Source organism: Sphingobacterium sp. NPDC055346, assembly GCF_053645235.1.
Map to the genome: position 1 here is coordinate 24785 of NZ_JBSHMI010000010.1, position 18807 is coordinate 43591.

An 18807-nucleotide genomic window follows, 5' to 3' on the forward strand; every position below is an offset into this window, starting at 1 on the left:
TAATGGGGTCAATGAATTAAATAACTTTTGCTTCGGAACGAAGTAACTGAACCAATTGGTCCACATCTTCTACCAGTTTCACAGCGCCCCTTGGAGCAGGTGATTCGAATTTCGCGATATTGGACAATTCATTTACTGCTATTGGTTCCACAACTTGAAGAGGTTTGGTCCTTGCTCCCATAATGCCGCGCATATTCGGGATCTTTGGTTCTGCAACTCCTTCAGCAGTACCGACCACAACCGGTAGTGAAACGGTCAATACTTCTTTACCGCCTTCAATTTCACGGTCAATAGTCGCATTGTTATCTTGGATATCTAATTTCTTTGCAATGGAAACCGAAGGTAGGTTCAATAGCTCGCCTAATAGGGCAGCAACTTGGGCGCCGTTATAGTCTATGGACTCACGACCCGTTAAGATAAGGTCAAAGTTTTGTTCTTTTGCGTAGTTGGCAATCTGATTGGCTACAAACCAAGCGTCTCTAGGTTGAGAATTTACGCGAACTGCATCATCCGCACCAATTGCCAATGCCTTTCTGATGGTAGGTTCTGTGCTAGCATCACCAACATTGATTACAGTGACCGTACCTTTGCCACCTTCCGCCAATTCAACTGCTCTAGATAATGCAATCTCATCATATGGATTAATGATATACTGAATACCATTGCTGTTAAAAACCGTATTATCGTTGCTGAATGTTATTTTTGAAGTGGTGTCAGGGACATTACTTATACATACTAATATTCTCATAATTCAAACGTTTTACACAAACCTACATTAATTAAGGAGCATTTCAAAGCTGTGTTTCCTCGATTTTCAGGAACTGTTAGATAATTGTTAATTATCATAATAACACCAAAATGACGCAAAAATTATTATAATGGTAATTAAATATGTGTTTGTATTTTAATATATTAAAACATCATTGGTTTTGATGCGAGTATCTAATAGTCATTGATTTGTCATTTTGTATGCTAGCATAGTAATTCTATTCCGCGGGAGCAATGCTTTTGCATTTCTAAATATTGATTACTTTTGTTTATGGAAAGCAGATTAGCACAGTTACAGAATTTTTTAAGAGAAAGCCCAAACGATCCTTTTTTAAAGTATGCCCTGACCATGGAGTTTGTTAAGTTGGGAGATAAACAAAGTGCAAGAAATGGATTTGAAGACCTTGTACATTCCCACGCTGATTATGTAGGTACCTATTATCATTTTGGAAAGTTTTTGGAAGGCGAGGGGGAGAAGGACTCGGCACTTGAAATTTATGAAAAGGGAGTTCTGGTTGCTCAGCAAAAAAGAAATTTTCATGCGCTTAATGAACTGAAAAATGCCATGCTTATGGCTAATGGGCTGCTCGATGAAGACGATTAATGTTAAATTTTCTAAAAAATAGATTTGTGGTATCTTTTTTGCATTTTTTCTGGCAAGGAAGAAAATTATGCGAGTATTAACACTGTCATTAATCGGATTGATCATGCTGATCTTTGGATTTAGTTGTATTAACAACAAATCCAACGTCAATCAGCTTGTTGCTGCCGAAGATAATGCAGTGAAAGGTTTGGCAATCGTTGGGACCTATGAGGGTAAATTACCTTGTGCAGATTGTACTACAATTGCGACAGTACTTAGCTTAGACAAGAATAAAAATTATTCCATGCGGTATGAATATGTCGGCAAAAGTGCTGAGGTATTTGAAAGTACCGGAAAATGGAAGGTTGACCAGGATATTTTGAGTTTAGAGAATGTAGATTATAGCTTTAAGATATCTAAGGACCAACTCAATCAATTAGATCTCTCTGGCAAGGAAATAAAAGGCGATCTCGCCGAAAAATATGTCCTTCAAAAAATAAAATAAAAACCTGCAATTGCAGGTTTTTTTATGGAGCTACTTCCCACACTTTTATTAATATCTATTTTGAGGAATACCTAATGCTAGGTATTTTTTTCGCTTAGTGGGTTGATTATCTTTGGATAACACTAATTATTAAAAGATGAAAACCAAATTATCTTTTATGATGATGCCCGTTTTGCTCTTGCTATTGGTATCCATAGGCAGTATTTTTCAGGTAGTAGTGAATGAAGAGGAGAATACAGTCGATCCATTGGAAATAACAGGGCAATGGACAGCCTATGAATATTATGACAATAATATCAACCCCAAAGGCCTATCATCTGAACTGGATTATTCCAAGGTCAATCAAATTGCTAAACTGATAAAATTCCAATCTAAAGAAACCCCTTGCCCCGAAAAAGTAAGTAAGGTGGAACAGAAAATGGAATTCTTTAAGATCAATTTTAAGCCTAATGGCAAAGCGGAAATTTTTGAGAAACAATACTATAAGGCTAATTCCTTTGATTCACATTGTCGTAACACTGTTTATGATGAATCATATAACCAAAGAATGCAGGTGAATTGGAGGATTGATCAACCGGAAGCCGCGCTCATCCTGAATGATTCCACAAAAAGGCATCTTACTGTTTTTAAAGTTTTATATTTTGGTAATAATGAACTGCATCTATCCTTGAAACAGGATGAAGATTATATCCTTGTCAAATTACATAAGGATTAGTCAAAAAAAAGGCTGTTGCACTGCAACAGCCTTTTTAATATTATCGCACGAGACCTATTTATGGTTACAGATTTCTTTTACTGTTGCTACCACGAAGTCTATTTCTTCTTTTGTATTGTACTTGCTGAAAGAGAACCTCACAGATGGTCTGGTACCATCAGCTCCAATTCCCTGAAGGACGTGCGAGCCTATTTCGGAACCTGAACTACAAGCACTTCCGCCTGATGCAGAAACGCCCTTGATATCTAGGTTGAACAATAGCATGTCGCCCATGTTAGTGCATGGTAAGGATACGTTCAGTACAGTGTATAACGATTTATCTGAATCAACCTCGCCATTGAATCTTACATCTGGAACGGCTTTGATCAACTCAGCTTTCATATAATCCTTTAGGGACTGTATATAAGTTTGGTGTTCGTCCATTTCAGCATAAGCGATTTCCAATGCTTTTGCCAATCCCACGATTCCATAAACGTTTTCTGTGCCCCCGCGCATGTTTCTCTCTTGAGCACCTCCGTAGATAAGCGGTTTGATCTTATTGCGGGCATTGATATATAAGAATCCCACACCTTTAGGTCCATGGAATTTATGAGCTGCACCAGTAATAAAGTCGATTTTTAGGTCTGCTAAGTCATGTGCATAATGTCCCATCGTCTGAACGGTGTCTGAATGGAAGATGGCATCAAATTGCTCACATAGCTCACTAACCTTTTTAAGGTCAGTTAAGTTGCCTAATTCATTATTGGCATGCATCAAGGAAACAAAGGTCTTTGGGTTTTTAGACAAAAGCTCCTCTAGTTGACCAAGATCAACATTTCCTTTTTCATCAACGCGTAATAGATCTAAATGAATTTTTCCAGCTTTTTCCAGTTCTTCCAACGTGTGTAGAACAGCATGGTGCTCAATTGGTGAACTGATTGCGTAGGTAATATTATAAGCTTCAATAGCACGAACGATAGCCATGTTGTCTGCTTCAGTTCCTCCGGAGGTAAAGAATATCTCGGAAGGTGATGCATTCAATAATTTAGCGACTGTTCTTCTTGCTTTTTCAACAATGGTCTTCATTTCTCGGCCATGTGCATGGATGGACGATGGATTTCCAAAATTCTCGTTCAACATCTGAACCATTACCTCGATAACTTCTTTATCTAAGGCAGTGGTGGCGGCATTATCAAAATAAACTTGCATGGCGGCAAATATAATTATTCAATAGGATAATTCTGTTATATTTATTTTTTTCTGACAATCATTAAGCCTATTGATATTAAGTCTGTTACGAATGATAAATAGACTATTAAATCACTATATTTTGTATAGAAAGTAAGGTCTTCATTCAAATTGATTTCCTGAGACAGCGCAGTCGGCACCCACCAAGAACTTTTTTGAACAATATCCCCACGTTGGTTAATAAAGCCAGAAATACCTGTATTGGCTGATCGAACTACCCATCTGCGGTTCTCAATTGCCCTAAGTTTAGCGTATTGAAGGTGTTGGTCCTTTCCTGAGGTGTCTCCCCACCATCCATCATTGGTGATGACGGCAATAAATTGGGCTCCTTTTTTAATATATTCAGCTACATAATTCCCCCAAATGGATTCATAACAGATTACAGGTGCAGCGCCGATCCCACTGGCAGAATAAAAGACAGAGGGTTCTTCTTGGCTACCATACCCACCCGTAGTACCACCAAAATGCTTGAACAGTGGGGTTAAGAATGACAAGGTTTTTCCAAAAGGAGTTTTCTCCGCCCCCGGTACCAATTTAGATTTATGGTAAAATTGCAGCTTACTAGAACCATCCACCAATACTGCAGCATTGAAGCTGTCATAAAAAACATTACCGATCGGTCTTGCGGTCAAGGTCTTCTGATCTTCATAGATCTGGTAACTTTCTATCCCTGAAAGCACATTTCCATTGTGATAAGGCTCCAAGAATTCAAGGATCTTATTGTACTGGTCATATTCCCGAAACTCCTCCTCATTGATTCCATTAGATCCTGATATTGCGGTTTCAGGCCAAATAAAAAACTCGGTATTTAGTTTTGCTACCTTTTGCGAAAGATCGGTTAAGGTGTTTAATTGCTCCTCTGGGGTAATTGACCCAAATTTACCGTAAGGATCAATATTTGGTTGGACAGTTACAATTTCAGAAGGGTTGACATGTTCTTCGTAAGTGCTGTAGACAATTAAAGATCCAATAGCAGGAACGAGAATCCAGCCAGCCAATGAACCTAATAGCAGTTTCTGGCTATAGACCTCTACCTTTTCCTTCCTTTGCCAATACCACAGGAATACAATGATATTAGCTATCCAAATCCACAAAGTTCCACCATATACACCAGTAATGCTATACCATTGAACCAGTTGATGGAAATTGGCAAATCCATTCCCTAATGTCATCCAAGGAAACGCAAGTTCCCAAGTCTGGTGCAGGTATTCATATGCCATCCAAAAGGATACAAGCCCCATAAAGCTCAGCATGATGTTGTTCCTTTTGCGCATCTGGTAGTAAAGATTAAATGCCAGAGCCATTAAGAGAGGCGCCAGGGTAAATGGAATCAAAGAAACCATAAACGATGGAAATACATCTAATACAGCATTCATGGCATTAAATACCCAATAAATGGATGCGGTATTCCAGATGACACCTGTCAGAAACGCTAGACCAAATATCTTACGGCCTTTCTTTTTATAGTCCCCGCGGATCACGTTTTCCACAGCGACCAATAGGGGTACAAAAGCAATAAAAAGTAGAAAGCTAGAATATGGGATAGGGGGCCAAGCCAGCCACAGTAATATAGCACTTAGACCGGCTAGTAGGTAATTGTTTTTCATGCTATTATAATTGGCTTAAAACTTCGGCCTTCTTTGTTTCATATTCGGCTTGGGTAATAAGCTGCTTGTCATACAAGCTCTTTAATTTCTTTAATTTTAAAGTGATTTCATCATCCTCTTCAGCTTTATGCACTTCCGGACTAGGCGTAAGTGGCGCTGGGGCAGGGGAGTTGAAAGAAGTTGGCTGTTGATAGCTTTGAGGTTCTTGTTTTGCAGCTTGAGCTTGTTGGTTTTGTTGGGCAAACATAGAATTCAAGCTAGGTCTTTCCTCAAACCTTGGAAGTTCAACAGGTTTTTCAGCTTCAACAGGTTTTGTAGGTTCAGCTGGTTTAACAGGTTCAACCTTCTCTTCCGGACTAACCACAGGATTACTGTAGGCTGGTTTATTGCCATAAACAGGAGTACTTTCTTTAGCTTCATTTTTCTGGTTCTGCAGATTAGCTAAAGCATCTTTTATCAGTTGGTACAACTTCCTGGCCTGTATCTTTGGGATATAATCAATCGTTAAGTTCTCGCCGGTAAAGGGGATAACAGTAACCTTGGAGCCAAAGATCTCCTCTTTAAATGCAATATCCTTAATATCCTTCCAAGGGAAGATCTCGAAGTTGGTAGCAAGACCCAATTTTGTGAACTCACACAGAAAGATTCTCCTGTTAGAAAGGGTAATGCTATCCGGCAATAAGTTCACGGCCGGTTTCTTTTGCAGGGCTATATAATTAATGGATTCTCCAGGGGTCAACATATCCAAAATCTTTCCATGGATCTTTTCTACTACTTTTGGATCCTGTCCATCCTGAACAAATTTGTCGATTTGATAATTTTCCATTGATTTGATATTTACGTCAATAATTCTTTTTTATAATTACTCATGTCCCGCGACACAGCACACAAATTCCCCTTTGATAGGATTGGATTCAAAATGCTGTTTAATCTCTTCCAATGTGCCTCTCACGGTCTCCTCATACATCTTACTGATTTCTCGGGATATTGAAGCTTGCCTTTCAGGTCCAAATATTTGAATGAATTCATCTATGGTTTTCAAGATCCGATGTGGAGATTCATAGAAGATCATCGTTCTTTTTTCTTCTGCCAATGATTTCAAGCGGGTCTGTCTGCCTTTTTTTACAGGAAGGAAACCTTCAAAGCAAAAGCGGTCATTTGGCAGTCCAGAATTAACCAGGGCAGGAACAAAAGCCGTTGCACCAGGCAAACATTGCAAATCCAAACCTTCCTTGATCGTTTCCCGAACCAATAAAAAGCCAGGATCAGAGATGGCTGGCGTCCCGGCATCCGAGATTAGCGCGATCTGGTTCCCTTCCTTTAACAATCGGATAATTTCTTGGACAGCTTTATGCTCATTATGCTGATGATGGGCAAAGACTTTTTTGTCAATCCCAAAATGCTTTAACAAAGGTGCACTGGTCCTTGTATCCTCAGCTAAAATAATATCAACCTGTTTCAGGACATTGATGGCCCGAAAGGTCATATCCTCCAAATTACCAATTGGTGTGGGAACAATATATAACATAATCCAAAGATAGCGATTAACTAAGAATCTATTTCAGTATAATCTTCGGACTTAGGTATTTTGCTGATAATTTCCATCCATTCTTCTGGGATGTTGGTCAATTTCCTTTCTCTAATGTTCATCCAGGCACCATCCACTAACACTACAGCCGCTTTCACACCATTTTCCTTAAAGATCTCATGCCTGAAGGAAAACCTAGAATTGAGCTTGTTGAATTTAGTGATCACAACGCTTACTTTTACCCGCTCATCCAAACCTATTTCCCGCAAATAATTCAACTCTTCACGAAACAAAATAGGTCCAATCTTTCGCTTATTGAATTCCTCTAGCGACAGCCCCATCTTGTTCAGCATATTACTCCTTGCCTGGGCGCAAAAATCCGCATATGCAGAATGTCGTAAATGCACATTTGCATCAATCTGCGACCATAAAACCTGTCCTTCGTAAAATATATTTTCTTCCATCGACCTTAATCTTTAGTGTTTTTCTAAAAATATGAAAAATAAATAATCGGCTTTCCATGAAATACGAAGCTTAACAATCTGATGAGAATTCAATGTTAACTTTTTGCGAACTGCATTTCTTGCATTTAGGCTATTTTGCTGATAAAAAGAAATAAATACTCATTATAGGAAAATCGCCAGGTTGGTATGTTAACAAATTAATAACATCCAGTTAATAATCTAGTAAATCCCTATAAATATTTTTGGGCCATTAAATTATTAACTTTATGAGATTATTCCTATTATTCCTATTCAATTTCATTTGTTGTATTTCCTTTGCTCAAAGGACCACCCCTTTGGCTACAACGACCATCCTAAAAGGTAAGGTCATGGACAACAATGATCATTTTTCTTTACCAGGTGCAACTTTAAGAATTGCAGAAGGCAATAAATTCACGGTTTCCGATGCAAACGGAAATTTTGAATTCCTAAACCTTCCTGCTGGAACTTATACCGTATCGGTTGACTATTTAGGTTACCAACATTTTGAACAAAAGATCCAGACTACCGATAAGGCTGTTGAAATCTTTTTGGAGCCAGCTAGCAAAACAATCGATGAGATCCAAGTCATTGGAGATATTGCAAAAGGTCAAGCAAAAGCCTTGAACCAGCAAAAAAATAACAGCAACATCACGAATATTATTTCTTCTGACCAAGTGGGCCGTTTTCCGGATCAGAATATCGGAGATGCCTTGAAAAGGGTTCCGGGTATTACGATGCAAAATGACCAAGGTGAGGCAAGAAATATTATTGTCCGTGGTCTTTCCCCAGAATTGAACTCTGTGACCTTGAATGGTGACCGAATTCCTTCAGCAGAAGGTGATAACCGTAATGTTCAGATGGACTTGATTCCTTCCGACATGATTTCATCGATCGAAGTTAACAAAACATTGACCCCTGATATGGATGCAGATGCGATCGGTGGTAGTGTGAACCTGATCACTCGTGCCGTTCCGAATAAGCAACGTATTTCTGCTACCCTAAGTGGTGGATATTCCCCAGTTCGTGAAAAAGCAATCTACAATGGATCTTTGATCTATGGTAACCGATTCCTGGATAACAAGATGGGCTTGGTATTGAGTGGAACGATGCAGACCAATGATTTTGGTTCAAACAACATTGAAGCCGAATGGGATCAAAAAGATGGAAATGTATTCCTAAAAGAAATGCAGATCCGTAAATATGATGTGGTCCGTGTCCGTAGAAGTGTATCAGCTGCCTGGGACTACAACTTTAATTCTAGAAACAGGATTGCCTTAAATGCCATGTACAACTGGCGTGATGACCGCGAAAACCGTTTTGCAACCAAGTTCTCAAAGCTAAAGTACGATAATGCAACCAAGTCTTACACAGGACTGATTGAACGTGAAACTAAAGGCGGTATTGATAATAGCAGAAACAAAGGCCGTCGTTTAGAGCGTCAGACTGTATTGAACTTTTCATTGCAAGGGGAGCACCTTATTTCACCTTTGTTGGATATGGACTGGGCTGCTTCTTATTCAAGAGCCTCTGAATGGAGACCTAACGAAAGGTATATCTCTTATGAAAAACCATCGGGACCTCTTTCTGTCGATATTTCTGATCCTTACCTGCCATTTATTGCGAATGCAAACGCAGATTTGGACAAATTTGAACTTAATGAAATCACAGAAAATGAAAACAACACCCATGAAGATGAATTCGGTGCCAAATTAAACTTCCGTATTCCTTTGTCGGTGATTGCAGATCAAAAAGGAAGGATCCGTTTTGGTGGACGTGTAAGGTTGAAAACCAAAGAAAGAGTTAACAATTTCTTTGAATACAAGCCCGTTACAGGCTTTGAGACCTTAACTTCTGGAATGCCATTGGTGACATGGGACGCGAAAACTTGGGACCAAGGTGAGCGTTATGCTCCAGGGACCTTTGTAGATAAAAACTATTTAGGAGGTTTAAACCTAAGCGATAAATCTAAATTTGAAGAAGAGGCAAACCCAAAAGAGTTCCTTTCCCAAAACTATAAAGCAAAAGAGCAGATCTTTGCAGGTTATGTGCGTTGGGATCAAAATATAACGGAAAGAACAGCCTTGATCTTGGGAGCTCGTTTGGAGCATACTCGCATTGACTATACCGGTAATAATGTCGTTGATGAAGAAGAATTAAAAGGTCAGATCCGTAATGAAAACAGTTATACCAACATTCTTCCAGGTATTACCTTAAAGCATAATTTCTCGGACAACTTTATCCTTCGTGCTGCTGTGACAACCAGTTTGGCAAGACCAAACTACTACGCCTTGGCGCCATATGTTAACTCCAACATAGATGATAAAGAATTGTTCGCAGGCAATCCAAACTTGAAAGCAACCTATTCGACCAACTACGACATCATGTTGGAACGCTATTTCCAAAATGTGGGTATTATTTCCGGAGGTGCATTTTATAAAAACCTAAAGAACTTTATCTACATGTACAATGATAGGAGTTTTACAAATGCTCGTTTCTCGGAAGTGTTCCCAAATCTAGCAAACCCTATCGCTGCAGGTGAAACATGGGACTTTGCACAGTTTAGAAACGGCGAAAAGGTAGATGTTTATGGTTTTGAAGTTGCTTTCCAGAGACAGTTGGATTTCCTTCCTGGAAAATTCCTACAAGGATTCGCCATCTATGCAAACTATACCTTTACCGAATCAAAAGCTAAGGGTATCTCAGGTGAAGACGGTGTGTTGCGTGAAGGCCTAGGTCTGCCTAGAACTGCTCCGCACATGTTGAACGGGTCCTTGTCTTGGGAAAACAACAAATTCTCAGCTCGTGTATCTGCAAACTATACGGCAGCTTACTTGGATGAAATCGGAGATGATGCATTTACCGATGCTTATTATGACAAACAGTTTTTCCTAGATGCAAATGCTGCATATAAAGTAACTAAGTCACTTCGCATTTTTGCTGAAGCCAACAACCTAACCAATCAACCTTTGCGTTACTACCAAGGTGATGTACAGCGCATGCGCCAATTAGAATATTACAAGCCGCGCTATACCCTTGGAATTAAATATGACTTATAAAAACCAACAAATGAAGAAACAACTTACAATATTTAGTTTTTCGGCCCTCGTGCTTGTCTCCTGTGGAGATAAGTTGGCCCCTGTTGCCGAAAATGCGCTGAAACCAGCCGTAATTACTGAAGTGGTGCCTAATGATACCGATGATCCCGCTATTTGGGTCAACCCTCAGGATAGCTCCCAGGTAATCGTTATCGGGACAGATAAACATGAAAAAACCGGTGGGCTTTATACCTATGATATGGACGGAAAGATCATTAACAAGGTCGTTCCTTTGGATCGTCCAAACAATGTCGACATCGCTTATGGCTTTAATTTGGCCGGTAAGAAAGTAGATATAGCGGTAGTTACAGAACGCGGTACGGATAAGATCAGGGTGTTCAGCTTACCGGATCTAAAGCCGATAGATAATGGCGGAATTCCCGTGTTTGAAGGTGAAACAGAAAGGTCACCTATGGGTATCGCGCTATATACGCAAATGGATACTACAGGAAATAAGATCTATGCCATCGTAGGTAGAAAGATCGGACCGACCGGTAAATATCTGTACCAGTATGAACTACAGGATAAGGATGGCGTGGTCGTAGGTAATAAAGTGCGCGAGTTCGGAGCCTTCCAGGGAGGAAAGGAAATCGAGGCAATAGCCGTGGATAACGAACTAGGTTATGTCTATTATTCTGATGAAGGTTTCGGAATCCATAAATACTATGCTGATCCGGCTAAGGGCAATGAGGTCCTTGCGGTTTTCGGACAAAAGGATTTCAAAGAGGACCATGAAGGTATTGCCATCTACAAGAGCAGCGACAGTACAGGTTATATTGTAGCCTCCAATCAACAGAACAATTCCTTTAACATCTACCCTCGAGAAGGGGATGCAGGAAATCCTCATCAATATACAAGAATTGCTGAGGTTCCGGTATCAGCTGTGGAGTGTGATGGTGCCGATGCGATATCTATGCCGATCGGAGCTAAATTCCCGAAAGGAATGTTGGTTGCTATGAGTAATGGAATGGTGTTCCATTATTATGACTGGCAGCAGTTCCAAGATCAGATTGATGCAAAAAAATAACATACAACAATTGGATTGATAATAGATAGGCCGCGAAATTTTCGCGGCCTTTTCTCAACACTAACTATTGACCTATACTTAAAACTACCTATAACTTTCTTTATTATTTACGGACACATCTTACATTGGCGCCTCTTCCGTCCCTGATCTGTTCTAAATCTAGTACCATTGTCGTAAACACGGCACTCTGCCTGTAATACATGGTCATGTACGTTAAAGTGTCCGAAGTCCTATAATATCCTATATCCCCATATTTTGGAAAGAAAGGTACTATATTTCCAGCCTCATAATTGAAGTCTTTCAATGTTCTGTTCATTGCCCTGTATCCAGCCGCAACAAAGGGTAGGTGCTTGTCTGGATATCTCGGTGGACCCAATGATGAAACATTTGTCCAGGCCATATACCAGCCTTTGTCTCCAGGTTGGTTGTAGCGGACCCTGTTGGTCGTGTAATTTATTATGGTATGGTACTCAGAGGTTTTAGGAAGGCGCCAAGTTCCTTTCGGGTACACTTGGTCACATGGATCCCAGATCGTCGGACCAGTTTGTGGAAGTGGTCTTGGGGGTCTGGTATCAAAGTAATCCCTTTCTATGAAATTCATCATACCTCCAGATTTGTTGTTTACAAAACCGTTGTCATACCAAAACCTGTATTGATTCTTCAAGGAGTTTGCAACAAAGGTGAGGTTTCCACGTGCCCAACTTGCGCCACCATAATTTATTCCCGATTCGATCAGCCGTATTTTTAGCACATAGCGTTTGCCCATTTCAGGTGTAAAAGAAGGTACGCTAAATGGGACATTGTCAAACGTTCGATCAACAAAATAATCTACATTGGGCGCTTCTGAATTTACAGATTGACTTGTGATTATGGTATTCTTTATATTACCCGCTAAACTCATGTTTCCACCACTGGGAACAGTTAGGAAATCCATGTATTTCACCCAGCCTAAAGGAATGCTGTCGGCTATGGCGTCGGTCCACTGGCTTGCATTAAAAGCTACAGGCGTGGTGCTCGTGAAATTTCCGTTAATAATTGAAAATACGCCATTATTAAGACCAGTATTTCCCCCACTTTGAGGGAATTCAATACTGGTACTCTTAATTTTGGAAAAGGTACCCCTAGCGTCCAGCTCAATTCTGAGTAAGCTCATTTTCCGCTGGAAGGTTATCTGAATTCTATTTTCGGCTTCAGGGTCATCAGAAGTTCGGATCAGCCCTGTCGCGTATAAAAATTCCGACCCCTGGCCCAATGCTGTAGAATTAATGGTCAGATTTGGATTTGCAGGGTCAAATGTCGCTAGATCATTGCCATTATTGTAGGAATAGGCAAACCAACGGTAGTTTTTGTTCCTATAGGCGTCGATCACGATTTCAGAAGTTGCCGAAGCCTGTGCTTGGCCAAAATACGTAGTTGCCTCACCGGCATCATTGGCATCATACAGCACGATCAGGTATTTTGTGCTGCTGGGTAGCGGGTTTGCTATGGCTACCGAACGGGATTTCGGTTCAAAGGCTTTCGATTCGGCTAGCATATAGTCATAATCTACACCATTTGCAGAAGTCAGCTCTTTTTTAAAGATCAAGGGTTCAGCACTGTTCTGTTTTGAACTGTGCTTTGCAAGGATTTCCTTTGTGTCTATGGTTTCTCCAATGCCTTGTACACTGAATGTTAATCCTTCCTTGCCCCCAATTGTAGGCTCAGGTCTCTTGCATTGGCAAAAGAGGATTAGAAAAGAAAATGAGATGAAGACAATTGGGTCAATTCTGTGCTTCATTGTTTTTTTAATTTGGGTCTATTTGCTTTTAGAAGTCTACATTAAAGGTTTTGCCGTCGGAATCTTCCCATTCGTCAACTTTTGGCGTGTTTTCGTTTTCCCCTCCAATCCTTATCCTGGTTGATGTAATAGCAACATCAAAATCTAATTTAACAACATAGATTTCAATTGTTGGAAGGCTATATTCTTGTTTGAGATGTTCATTGTTTTTAAAAAAAGTTTTCCTTCTTGTTTTTTTTATTAGGCATAAAATCATGCTTTTTAGTTTATGAATATTTCAATCCGATCAATCTTAAACTGGTTGGTCTATAATTATTTAATATTATCAATGGTTTATAATCGTTTGTTTCAAAATTATATAATTCAAAACAATATTTCGTAAAAAATTTATTAAAAGTATAAAAATGTTACTAAAGGCATGTTTTTTGAAATTTTCTTTCGTAATATGTTTTATTAAGTCTGTAGTCGAAAAATATTCAAAACAAAAAAGGCGCAATGAAAATCATTACGCCTACAAGAAAAATTATTATATGTAGTTATATTTTTGCCTAATTATTTATTTTCTGACCCATCGCACATTTGTCCCTCTTCGGTCCAAAAATTGAGTAACAGCCAGGTTAATATTGCTGTTTTTTTTGCTAATCAAATGGGGGTTATCTCCTCACGCAGCGAACATTTGCTCCAATGCCTTCATGTGTAGTAAACACCCTCATGCCAAAGTCTATGCCTGCAAATCCGCCATAGTCAAAATTGAAAAACTGGGTCGTGTCCGAGGTCTTAAAGAATCCTTCATCAGCTGAAAGCGTTCCAAAACCCCGATAATTAAATCTCCTTAATTCTCTTGTCTTTCTGTCCCTGAAGCCAGCGGCAACTAAATTAAAATTATTGTTTTTGTACCTTGGAGTGCCCACGCCTGGTCGGTTTCTCCAAGACGCATACCATCCGCCATTATTTTCTTGGTCAACCCGATTTCTATTAATCGACTCTGCCAATTCGCCTAGTCTAGTGAATTCTGCTGCTGTTGGAAGCCGCCAAGTGTTTTCTGGATATACTAAAGCACATGGGTCCCAATTTCTGGGTTCGGCTTGTGGTTCTCCTATGGGTGGTCTGGTGTCAAAATAATCGCGTTCTATAAAGTTTATCATTCCGCCATTGACATTTTTTATAAAGTTGTTGTCGTACCAAAATCTATATTTGTTTTTCGGTGAATTGGCTACATAGGTCAAATTTCCCCTAGCCCAATTGCTTCCGCCAACTAAAAGCGTACTTTCCTTTAATCTTAATTTTATGGTATATCGCTTGCCTGCAACGGGTGTGAAAGCTGGGAAATTTAATGGAATGCCCGCTGTAGGTATTCCGTAATCTCTGTCTGCAAAGGTGAGTGCGGTAGGGTTATTTGGTGTGATGGTTTGACTCGTCAGGGTCAAACTTTTTAGGAGAGCCTGAAAATTCATAGGTTCACCGTTTGGAACAGTTAGCAACTGTTGGTATTTGACCCATCCGGTTGGGATGGTATCGGCTATATGATCAAGCCATGTTGATCTACTAAATGGCCCCTCTGCATTTATTTCTGTAAATACCCCATTTCTCAGTGAAAATTTTCCGTTTTTAAAGCCATTCGAAGATGCGGGGAAATCCACCGTCAGATTTTTGATGGAAGAGAATGCGCCTCTAGCATCGATTTCAAAACGTATCGCACTGACCATTCTTTTAAAAGTAATGGGGGCTACATTTGGAGCGTTCGGATCGTTGCTCGTTGTGATTACGCCTGTGGCGTAAAGAAAGTCGCTTCCGTCTTCAGCTGCTGCGGAGTTGACATTTAATATAGGAGATTCAACTGTTGGTTGGCGGAGGTAAGTAGAGGAGTTATAGGAATAGGCAAACCATCTGTATTGCCTATTGCGATATGCGGGAAATGGGATTGTTGGTCCATTGCCAGTGCTGGCGGAGAGAAGGTGAAATGACACAGCGTTGCCATTGCCATCGGCTTCAAAGAGCATGATGATGTACCAGTTAAATTCACCAAATGGTTTGCTGCTTACAGCTTTTGTCAATGCTATATTCTTTTCAGCGCTTTCTTCGATCATTAGATCGATGTCCATGCCTTCTATGTTGTGTAGCTCTCGATGGATTGGAAATTTATTGAGGTTTTCGGTATTCCTTTCTCTATTGGAGCCCATTAATTCTGTGCTACTATCTTCTTCGATCCCCGCTACGCGAAAGACAATCCCTTTTTCGGATGGTAAATCTATATCACGTGGCTTGCAACAATTTAACATGACAATGCAAAATAAACTGCTTAGAATAAATAGGGGGGCTGTAATTTTCATCATTTTAGGGTTTAGTTGGTTTTTCTAAAAGTCAAAATCTTTAATAGTTTCTCCTTCGTCCTCCCAGTCTTCAACTTCTGGGACATTGCCTGGGCCTCCCATTCTTACATGGGTAGAAGTGGCCATAAGACTGAAGTCTAATTGTAGGGGCTGAATGGAAATTTTCGGGCGTAAGTAAGGTTTTTTGTCTTTTTTCCTTACAGAGGCATTCAAATCTTCGGCGCCCAAGCAGTGTGGTTCCTGTGGGGTCTTCATGATTTTTTGGTTCTTAATAACAGGTTGGCTGTTTATCTATAATCGTTATTTTTTAATTAATTGGTTCTTAATTAATTAATATTAGCAAAATTAAATAAAAATATTAATACAAAGGTAAAAATTAATGTTTTAGGTATAAACTTTAAGTTAAGTAATTAGCCGATGCAGGAGGATTTGGAAAATGTGTGTCGGCAAGCAAAAAAAAAACAGCGCTATTTGACTTGGCGCTGTTTCTCGAAATGATAGGTTTTTTTTATACGCCTGAAGCGATTTTCATCAGCAATGCCGTTAACCATCCTGCATAGGTTCCGATTGCATAACTGAATACTGATAAGATTACTCCAACAGAAATTAAAGAGGGATGAAAGGCAGCAGACATCACGGATGCGGAGGCAACACCACCTACATTCGCCATACTTCCCACAGAAAAGTAAAAGAATGGCACCTTAAAGATCTTTCCAACAATGATCAACAATATAGCATGGAAACTGATCCAGATAAAGCCGACTACAAATAAACCAGGGTTGCCCAAAATGGCCATGATGTTCATCTGCATTCCGATCGTGGTAATCAGTACGTATAACAGAACGGTTCCGATCTTGGATGCTCCGGCAAATTCCAGTTTTTTTGCTGGAGTGAAAGATAGGGATATCCCAATGGCAGTAGCAAAGAAGATCAACCAGAAGAAAGTATTGGTCAGGGAGAACTTCTCCGTCTCCGGATAATGGGTTGCCATAAAGTTAGCAACAGGTTCTGCCAATAAGGTTGCCAGTCCCGTTCCTCCGAAGGCTAGCGCAATCATGATCATAAAATCTTTCGTCTCCGGAATGCGGCTGTTAACTTTTACGCGTTCATCCATTTTTGCCTTTAGGTGCTCCACGTCCTGGGAATCGGCCTTGAAGAATTTGTCCACGGCCTTGTATTTGCTTGCACCATATAATAGAATGGCCATCCAGATATAGGCTACAAAAACATCCACGGCGATGATGGAAGAGAAGAGGTTAGGAGAAGGTTGAAGGATCTCCTTTAAGGCCACTTGGTTTGCAGATCCACCAATCCATGAACCTGCCAATGCACCTAATCCACGCCAGACCTCATCGGGCCCTGTGCCCCCAACGACTTCTGGTGCGACCAAGGAAGTCAGGTAAACAGCCAATGGGCCGCCCAATAGGATACCTATTGTACCTGTTATGAACATCAATCCTGCTCTCTTGCGCAATGCCCACATCTCCTTGAGGTCTAGATTGATCACAAATAAGATCAAACAGGCCGGAAGAAAATAACGGCTCCCGATCGTCGTCAATGGCGAATTTTCACCATCGATGATATTAAACGAATTCAATAGCCCCGGTAAGAAATAACAGAGCAACAATGGCGGGATGACATTATAAAATCCCTTGATGTATCTGTTGGATAGACTGGAGGTGTAAAAAACCAAACCTAAGATCGTCATCAATAATCCAAAGACCACCGTAGTGTTCTCTATCAATGGTCCGGCTTCTGTATCGGTTATTTGCATAAAATTGTAATAATTGTTATTTTGCTGTGAAAATAGATAATTTTTCAATTATTTATTGAAATAATCAACATATCAAAAACATTAGATCAATCTGAATCATTCAAAAAAAGACCGAATGGACCGAAGAAATTTTATTAAAAACGGTGGTATTATCCTTGGTGCCACTTCATTAGACTTTTCAAATACCAACCTTGATTTCAAGAAAAAAATAAAAGTAGGATTAGTCGGCTGTGGAGGTCGTGGAACAGGTGCCGCCTTTCAGGCCTTAACTGCTGATCCAGATGTCGAAATTGTGGCATTGGCCGATATTTTTCCGGAACAATTGGAAACTGCGCTCGCTTCCCTGCAAGAAGCGCACAAAGATCGCGTCAATGTTCCTGAAAAAAGGAAATATGTAGGTTTTGATGCCTATAAAAACTTAATAGCCTCCGACGTTGACGTCGTGTTGTTGGCTACCCCTCCAAGCTTTAGACCGGATCATTTGACCGAAGCGGTTAAACATGGGAAACATATCTTCTGTGAAAAGCCAATGGCGGTAGATGTGCCCGGTGTACATAAAGTACGTGAAGCGGTAAAAGTAGCCAAAGAGAAAAAGTTGAACCTTGTTTCTGGCTATTGCTTTAGGTATTCAACTCCTAACCGTGAACTGGCAAAATTAGTCCACGATGGCAGTATCGGTGATATCTATGCCATCAGTACTTTCAGGTTAGGCGGTGAATTGACCGAAAAACCTAGGCAGCCAGATTGGACCGACCTAAAATATCAATTGTACAATTGGTTTTACTACCAACGCTATTCGGGTGATATCATCGTTGAACAGACCGTGCACAGCATAGATTTCATGAACTGGATCCTAAACCGCGGATTGCCTAAAACTGTTTCAGGAACAGGAGGTAGACAGAGCCGTCCTTGGGACAAGTATGGCAATGTCTTCGACCATTTTGCCATTGAGTTTGATTATGGAGATGGCTTGAAAGGGTTCCATTTCGGCAGACAGCAAAATGGTACCCAACCACGAAACTCCGTAGAAGCAATCGGGACCAAAGGCAATTTTAATGTAAGCCTTTTGAGTTCCTATGCAATCAATGGTTCAAATCCGTGGAAATTTAACGGTAAGATGAACAATATGTACCAGACGCAACATGATGAGCTTTTTGCGGCCATCAAGAATAAGCAAGTGATCAATGATGGTGATTTTATGGCGGATTCTACCTTAATGGCTATCTGGGCGCGCGAAGCTGCTTATACTGGTAGCATTATTTCGTTGGATGAAATCTTGAATTCAACCAAAACCTATGGTCCGAGTTCAGATGGATATAATTGGGAAATGGAAATAGATACTGCAAGAATCCCTAGACCGGGATTGGCAACATAATTATTGGTGAA

Annotated in this window: 17 protein-coding genes; 6 read left to right on the forward strand and 11 right to left on the reverse strand. The window is 40.1% G+C overall.

What is annotated here, in order from left to right; all coding sequences use genetic code 11:
- Nucleotides 1-16: 16 nt before the first annotated feature.
- Nucleotides 17-748: an electron transfer flavoprotein subunit beta/FixA family protein gene (locus tag ACWICE_RS18085; protein ID WP_185218220.1), complete on the reverse strand. Its 732-nt coding sequence runs from the start codon at nucleotides 746-748 to the stop codon at nucleotides 17-19.
- A gap of 291 nt (nucleotides 749-1039) precedes the next feature.
- Between ACWICE_RS18085 and ACWICE_RS18090 the strand changes: the two genes are divergently transcribed.
- From ACWICE_RS18090 to ACWICE_RS18100, 3 genes are all read left to right on the forward strand, one after another.
- Complete coding sequence (locus ACWICE_RS18090) at nucleotides 1040-1372, forward strand: tetratricopeptide repeat protein (RefSeq protein WP_185210498.1); 333 nt, start codon at nucleotides 1040-1042, stop codon at nucleotides 1370-1372.
- A gap of 67 nt (nucleotides 1373-1439) precedes the next feature.
- Nucleotides 1440-1856 (forward strand): copper resistance protein NlpE, encoded by a 417-nt coding sequence (locus ACWICE_RS18095; RefSeq protein ID WP_185218218.1) that lies wholly within the window; start codon nucleotides 1440-1442, stop codon nucleotides 1854-1856.
- Between the two features lie 136 nt (nucleotides 1857-1992).
- Nucleotides 1993-2571: a hypothetical protein gene (locus ACWICE_RS18100; RefSeq protein ID WP_313259968.1), complete on the forward strand. Its 579-nt coding sequence runs from the start codon at nucleotides 1993-1995 to the stop codon at nucleotides 2569-2571.
- Nucleotides 2572-2625: 54 nt separating this feature from the next.
- Here ACWICE_RS18100 and ACWICE_RS18105 read toward each other — a convergent pair whose 3' ends face one another.
- The 5 genes from ACWICE_RS18105 to ACWICE_RS18125 are packed head-to-tail and all read right to left on the reverse strand — an operon-like array spanning nucleotide 2626 to nucleotide 7397.
- Nucleotides 2626-3759 (reverse strand): cysteine desulfurase family protein, encoded by a 1134-nt coding sequence (locus ACWICE_RS18105; protein WP_454298935.1) that lies wholly within the window; start codon nucleotides 3757-3759, stop codon nucleotides 2626-2628.
- Between the two features lie 41 nt (nucleotides 3760-3800).
- A complete protein-coding gene (gene lnt, locus ACWICE_RS18110; protein WP_454298936.1) occupies nucleotides 3801-5405 on the reverse strand; it encodes an apolipoprotein N-acyltransferase in 1605 nt (534 codons plus the stop codon).
- Between the two features lie 4 nt (nucleotides 5406-5409).
- Entirely contained in the window at nucleotides 5410-6231 is an 822-nt protein-coding gene (locus ACWICE_RS18115; RefSeq protein ID WP_454298937.1) for a PH domain-containing protein, read from the reverse strand.
- Nucleotides 6232-6267: 36 nt separating this feature from the next.
- Nucleotides 6268-6933, reverse strand: a complete 666-nt coding sequence (rsmI, locus tag ACWICE_RS18120) for a 16S rRNA (cytidine(1402)-2'-O)-methyltransferase (protein ID WP_454298938.1) — start codon at nucleotides 6931-6933, stop codon at nucleotides 6268-6270.
- A gap of 20 nt (nucleotides 6934-6953) precedes the next feature.
- Nucleotides 6954-7397: an acyl-CoA thioesterase gene (locus tag ACWICE_RS18125; protein ID WP_185210490.1), complete on the reverse strand. Its 444-nt coding sequence runs from the start codon at nucleotides 7395-7397 to the stop codon at nucleotides 6954-6956.
- Nucleotides 7398-7663: 266 nt separating this feature from the next.
- Here ACWICE_RS18125 and ACWICE_RS18130 point away from each other — a divergent pair, with 266 nt between their 5' ends.
- Both ACWICE_RS18130 and ACWICE_RS18135 read left to right on the forward strand, forming a co-directional pair.
- Nucleotides 7664-10474, forward strand: a complete 2811-nt coding sequence (locus tag ACWICE_RS18130) for a TonB-dependent receptor (protein ID WP_454298939.1) — start codon at nucleotides 7664-7666, stop codon at nucleotides 10472-10474.
- A 10-nt stretch (nucleotides 10475-10484) separates the two neighbouring features.
- Complete coding sequence (locus ACWICE_RS18135; RefSeq protein ID WP_454298940.1) at nucleotides 10485-11540, forward strand: phytase; 1056 nt, start codon at nucleotides 10485-10487, stop codon at nucleotides 11538-11540.
- Nucleotides 11541-11643: 103 nt separating this feature from the next.
- Here ACWICE_RS18135 and ACWICE_RS18140 read toward each other — a convergent pair whose 3' ends face one another.
- From ACWICE_RS18140 to ACWICE_RS18160, 5 genes are all read right to left on the reverse strand, one after another.
- The gene (locus ACWICE_RS18140; RefSeq protein ID WP_454298941.1) at nucleotides 11644-13317 is read right to left on the reverse strand and encodes a fimbrillin family protein; all 1674 of its coding nucleotides are present in this window, start codon (nucleotides 13315-13317) and stop codon (nucleotides 11644-11646) included.
- 28 nt (nucleotides 13318-13345) lie between these two features.
- Nucleotides 13346-13573, reverse strand: a complete 228-nt coding sequence (locus tag ACWICE_RS18145; protein WP_454298942.1) for a hypothetical protein — start codon at nucleotides 13571-13573, stop codon at nucleotides 13346-13348.
- A 397-nt stretch (nucleotides 13574-13970) separates the two neighbouring features.
- On the reverse strand, nucleotides 13971-15596 hold the full coding sequence (locus tag ACWICE_RS18150) for a fimbrillin family protein (RefSeq protein WP_313259952.1): 1626 nt from the start codon (nucleotides 15594-15596) through the stop codon (nucleotides 13971-13973).
- 75 nt (nucleotides 15597-15671) lie between these two features.
- Nucleotides 15672-15902: a hypothetical protein gene (locus ACWICE_RS18155; RefSeq protein WP_185218211.1), complete on the reverse strand. Its 231-nt coding sequence runs from the start codon at nucleotides 15900-15902 to the stop codon at nucleotides 15672-15674.
- Nucleotides 15903-16155: 253 nt separating this feature from the next.
- The gene (locus ACWICE_RS18160; RefSeq protein ID WP_185210483.1) at nucleotides 16156-17421 is read right to left on the reverse strand and encodes a DUF819 family protein; all 1266 of its coding nucleotides are present in this window, start codon (nucleotides 17419-17421) and stop codon (nucleotides 16156-16158) included.
- Between the two features lie 115 nt (nucleotides 17422-17536).
- Here ACWICE_RS18160 and ACWICE_RS18165 point away from each other — a divergent pair, with 115 nt between their 5' ends.
- Nucleotides 17537-18796: a Gfo/Idh/MocA family protein gene (locus ACWICE_RS18165; protein WP_313259949.1), complete on the forward strand. Its 1260-nt coding sequence runs from the start codon at nucleotides 17537-17539 to the stop codon at nucleotides 18794-18796.
- Nucleotides 18797-18807 lie beyond the last annotated feature (11 nt).